Origin of the sequence: uncultured Methanobrevibacter sp. (assembly GCF_947169325.1) — an archaeon.
Classification (GTDB): Archaea; Methanobacteriota; Methanobacteria; order Methanobacteriales; family Methanobacteriaceae; genus Methanocatella.
On the sequence record NZ_CAMVPN010000122.1, the window covers coordinates 1 to 5046 of the forward strand.

General features: G+C 37.4%; 1 protein-coding gene and 1 pseudogene. Both read left to right on the forward strand.

Features of this window, described 5'->3' with window-relative positions:
- A pseudogene (locus tag Q0W26_RS11355) lies at window positions 1-450 on the forward strand (hypothetical protein); the annotation flags it as partial.
- Between the two features lie 367 nt (window positions 451-817).
- Window positions 818-4318: a C1 family peptidase gene (locus Q0W26_RS11360; RefSeq protein WP_298525489.1), complete on the forward strand. Its 3501-nt coding sequence runs from the start codon at window positions 818-820 to the stop codon at window positions 4316-4318.
- Window positions 4319-5046: the final 728 nt, after the last annotated feature.

Below are 5046 nucleotides of genomic sequence, written 5' to 3' on the forward strand. Positions count from 1 at the left end.
GCTGACGGTCATGCCGTAGTTGGAGCTGATGTCAAATTCACAATCAACGGAAAAACCGCCACTGTAAAATCCAACAAAAATGGAGTGGCTGAAATAAAGATAACCTACGGTCCTGGAAAATACGCAGTCAAAACCACATACAACGGCAAGGCATATAAAAATACCGTCACTGTAAAGCATGTCATTACGACCAGCAAGGTGACAGTCAAAAAGACAGCCAAGAAGTTTACCTTGAAGGCAACCCTTAAGATCAACGGTAAATTGGTTAAGGGCAAATGGATAACTTTCAAGTTTGCCGGCAAGACCTACAAGGTCAAGACCAACTCCAAAGGTGTTGCGCAAAAGGCATTAACTAAAAAGGTTATTAACAAACTCAAAAAAGGCAAATCCTACACAGTCAAGGTGACTTACCTTAAGGATACAATAAAGACAACCGTTAAAGTAAAGTAGATGATTGACTTCATCTACAATTTTTTTTCTATTGATTTTTCAGACAATTCCATCATGTCAAATAATTGATTTTAAAGTTAATCTAATTGATATCTTCTTTTTTACTTTTCATCTAATGCATCAGAATTCACATTACCATAAGGGTTTTTGCAATTCTATTCTTCTTTTAAATGGCGATATATATCAAACACTTTTCAAAACTGAGTTTTCAATGACAAAACTGGGATGTTAATGTTAATTTAATGGATGAATTAAAAAGTGGTGTGCTATCGTCCAATTCCCGCATAATGAATCGTTAGTGTGCCTGGTTTTTTGTGATATTGTAAATAACTTAATGTTAAATAGGGTGTTTCATAAATTATTATTCATGAAACTCCTAAAAATAACGTTCATTCTGCTTTTTTTAATCATTTCAATGGGGCTTGCATCCGCCCAGGATTGTGCAAATGACACGGTTAATGCAGATATTTTTCAAACAGAAGATGCTGGATCTTTCAGTGATTTGAAAAATGACATTGACACTACCAATGCCACTTTGGAGATAACAAAAGACTACATTAACGACAACTGTTCCAACGGCATTAGAATTGAAAAGGACAATATCACCATAAATGGAAACGGCCATGCTCTTGATGGGAATAATAAAGCAATTTTTTATAATGCAGCGACAAATACAACGCTTAACAATCTTATTTTAATGAATGCCTATTATGTGAGTGGTTCTGCAGTCTATAATTCTGGATTGCTCATTTTGAATAATGTTACTTTCATAAACAATAGTGCAAATGTGGGTGCGGCAATTATGAATTTCGGTTCAATTGTTTTGAATGGTTGTACTTTTATAAACAATAGTGCTAATATGGGTGCGGCAATATCAAGTGGGGGTTCAGTTATTTTGAACGATTGTACTTTTATAAACAATACTGCGGGTTCAGGAGGTGTAATCTATAATAGTGGAGTAATGGATTTCGACGGTGCAGTCTTTATCAATAACACAGCACAGTTTGGCAGTGCAATCTGTAATGATGGAGCAGTGGATTTGGTTGATGGTGTTTTTATTAATAATTCCGCAGAACGTAGTGGTACGGTCTATAATGGGGGATTGCTGGATTTGGTTGATGGTGTTTTTATTAATAATTCCGCTCAGCAGGGAGGTGCAATCATTAATGCCGGATCTGTGGATTTGGTTGATGGTGTTTTTATTAATAATTCCGCTCAGTATGGTGGTGCGATTTACGATTTATCAAATATCAGCTGTAAAAACTCGAAATTTATGGATAATGCTGCCTTGTTTGGAAGTGCAGTTTATACTATTAATGCATTAGAAAGGGTTAGTTTCGATTCTTGCCGTTTTGAATCAAAATATTCCGGCAAATATGGTCTTGTCGTTAATCATAATTCGAATTTGCTGATTAATAATTCTCTTTTTACCAATTCGTCTGCAGAATACGGCTCTGCAATATTCATATGGTCAGGTTACGCAATAACTATCAATAACACTCATTTCATTGATTTGAAAGCCGCTCAAACCGCAGGTGCAGTTGCAGCATATGGGTATGAAAGGATAACCGTTGAAAATTCCAGATTCATAAACACCACTTCAGCTAAAAATGGAGGTGCGGTTTTCATTGATAAAAATAATGGACAACTTACAGAAGGCAGTGTAAATATCTACAATTCTTCTTTTATAAAATCTTCAAGTAATTTTGGAGGGGCATATGTCCAATTGTCCAATAACTTGACTGTCTCCAATTCAACATTTGCTCGCTGCCGTTCGAATTATGACGGCGGTGCAATCTATCTTTCGGATGTTTCAGCAGAAATCAGAAACTCTTCATTCGTTTCAAACAGAAATGGTGAGCATGATGATTACCCGACATATGGCGGTGCAATATACTGTGATTATGGGAATTTAAGCGTCCATGGTTCAAGATTCATCAACAACTCTGCATTTATTGGCGGTGGCACAATAGGCATTTACGATTCACTGTATCTAATTTCAGATTCGGCATTTGACGGCGGTGAAGCTATTCATGCTACCTTTAAAAGGAACGGATCTCGAGTGGTCAACTGTCCTGGAAATTATTCGATTTGTGATGATGAGGTATTCTATCCACAGGTGGTAATTGGTTCGATACCTGAGTTGAAATTGCTTACTAATGAAATAGACGTGGAGAATCTTCCTATACGTTTTGATTTAAGGGATTTCAATTGGAATGCTTCAGTAAAAGACCAGGGTTATTCTACTGCCTGCTGGGCATTTGCATCTGCAGAGGCATTGGAATCAGCATTATTGAAATCATCCGGTTTGAATATTCATTTTTCAGCAAACAATATGCAAAACACAATGCTGTTATATTCAAGATATGGTTCTGCTCATATGGGCGGGGCCAATAACTTAGTCGCTGCAGGTTATCTTTTAAGCTGGCTGGGTCCGATACCTGAGGAAAATGATACATTTGATGAAGTCGGCAAAATATCCCCTATATTCCAGTCTAATTTGCACGTTCAGGATATAGTGTTTTTGAGTAATGTGAATCATGATAATGTGGACCTTATAAAAAGGGCCCTTCTTAATTGCGGTGCATTGAGATGCAACATTTATGGGGATGGTATACGTAGTGGAATATATCCGTATTATGATTCCAATACCTGCTCCCAGTATGTTTCATTGGATTTGAAGATGGACCATGCTGTTGCTGTCATCGGATGGGATGACACTTTCTCGGCGGATAATTTCATATTAACTCCTCCTGGAGATGGGGCTTGGATTTGTCAGAACAGTTATGGTGAGGAATTCGGTGACGGAGGACACTTCTATGTTTCATACTATGACAAGACACTTGGTGTGGATTCTTTCAGCATTGCAGGAGTTCTGTTTGAAAATACCGTTTCATACAATAAGAACTACCAGTATGATTTTAGAGGAACGACTAGTTTTCTGTATGGGGCGGATGTTGGCAGGCATGGCATGCCCATCACTTATTCAAACAGGTTCACTGCAGTCGATGATGATTTGGTGGCAGCAGTCGGCACCTACTTCAACCAATCAGGCATAAATTTCACAATCAAGATTGAAGTAAATGGCGAAACTCTTCTAACGCAGGAGGGGGTCTCTCCCTATATGGGATATCATACCATTAAACTAAACAATTACGTTCCGGTTAAAAAAGGTGACGAGTTCGCTGTTTATGTGACATCAAATATGATGCCCATATCAGAATCTCCAAGACTAAAGTACGAAGCCAACGTTTCAATGACTGATTATTGGGGCAACTGGACAGATTTATTTGTTGAAAAGGGAATTGTTGCCTGCATAAAGGCATACACTGTTGGGGATGATTCCAGAATCATTGACAATAGGGACATTTCAGTTGATTATGCAGGGGGCAAATTCTTCAGCGTTAAAGTCACCGATGGTGACGGGCATGCCGTTGTTGGTGCAGTTGTTGAGTTCACATTCAATGGCAGGACAACTCCTGTCAAAACAGACAGCAATGGAATAGCCAAAATCAAGATTACGCAGACTCTTGGAAAATACTCCATTAAAACGGTATACAACGGCAAAACCTACACAAACAAGGTTAGCGTAAAGCAGGTTCTCACCGCAAGCAAAGTGACTGTGAAAAAGACAGCCAAGAAGTTTACCTTAAAGGCAACCCTTAAGATCAACGGTAAATTGGTTAAGGGCAAATGGATAACTTTCAAGTTTGCCGGCAAGACCTACAAGGTCAAGACCAACTCCAAAGGTGTCGCTCAAAAGGCATTGGGTAAAAATGTCATCAAAAAGCTCAGGAAAGGCAAAACCTACACTGTTAAGGTCACTTACCTTAAGGATACCATAAAAACAACAGTTAAAGTTAAGTAGATGATTGATTTCATCTACAATTTTTTCTATTGATTTGGGGCTTTCTTTCAGGCTGGAAGGATTCTCATTATGGTTATCCTTTGCCAACCTTTGAAGTGATGACAGATTCATAATCGTAAGTTCCGAACAAAAAATAGTAATGCGCTTTTCTGTTGTGTTCTGCTTTCATTATATTGCCTGATTCTTCAAGGATTTTGCCAGGTATTTAGCTTCATTTTCTTCATCGCTTTTGGGCCAGATGTCTTCAGATGTATTCCATGTTATTGCTGTTTTTGCAGTATGGTCCGTTATCGGATTTTATGATTTTCAAAAGTCCTCAAATTCATGCCCTAAGTGTAGGTGGAGCGGTGATGATGTCATGATCGTGATGTTTTTGTCTTTAAAGTGTTCTTGAGATTGACCAATCTTTTTAGCCATCACTGATTCAATCCCTTTTTTTGGCAATTATTATTTTTGGAGATGCAATATGCTATACAGGCAGGTGTGTGGAAATGTTACATAATTCATACATAGCGTATGTGATTTTTATAGGTATTTTCATTGTTTCATAAATAAATATAAAGTGTTATATACTAATCTTGAATAAAATTATAATCATATATGCAAAATTCTTTTTTTTTATTCGGATATGAGCATATAGGGAGAATTAAAATGAACAAAAAAATATCAATATTGGGACTGTCCACTAATTAGTATTTTGTTTTAATATCGATGTACATGGGAAATGC

Coding starts and splice junctions, on each gene's coding strand:
- Q0W26_RS11360 (WP_298525489.1), top strand. CDS start 818: ATGAAACTCCTAAAAATAACGTTCATTCTGCTTTTTTTAATCATTTCA.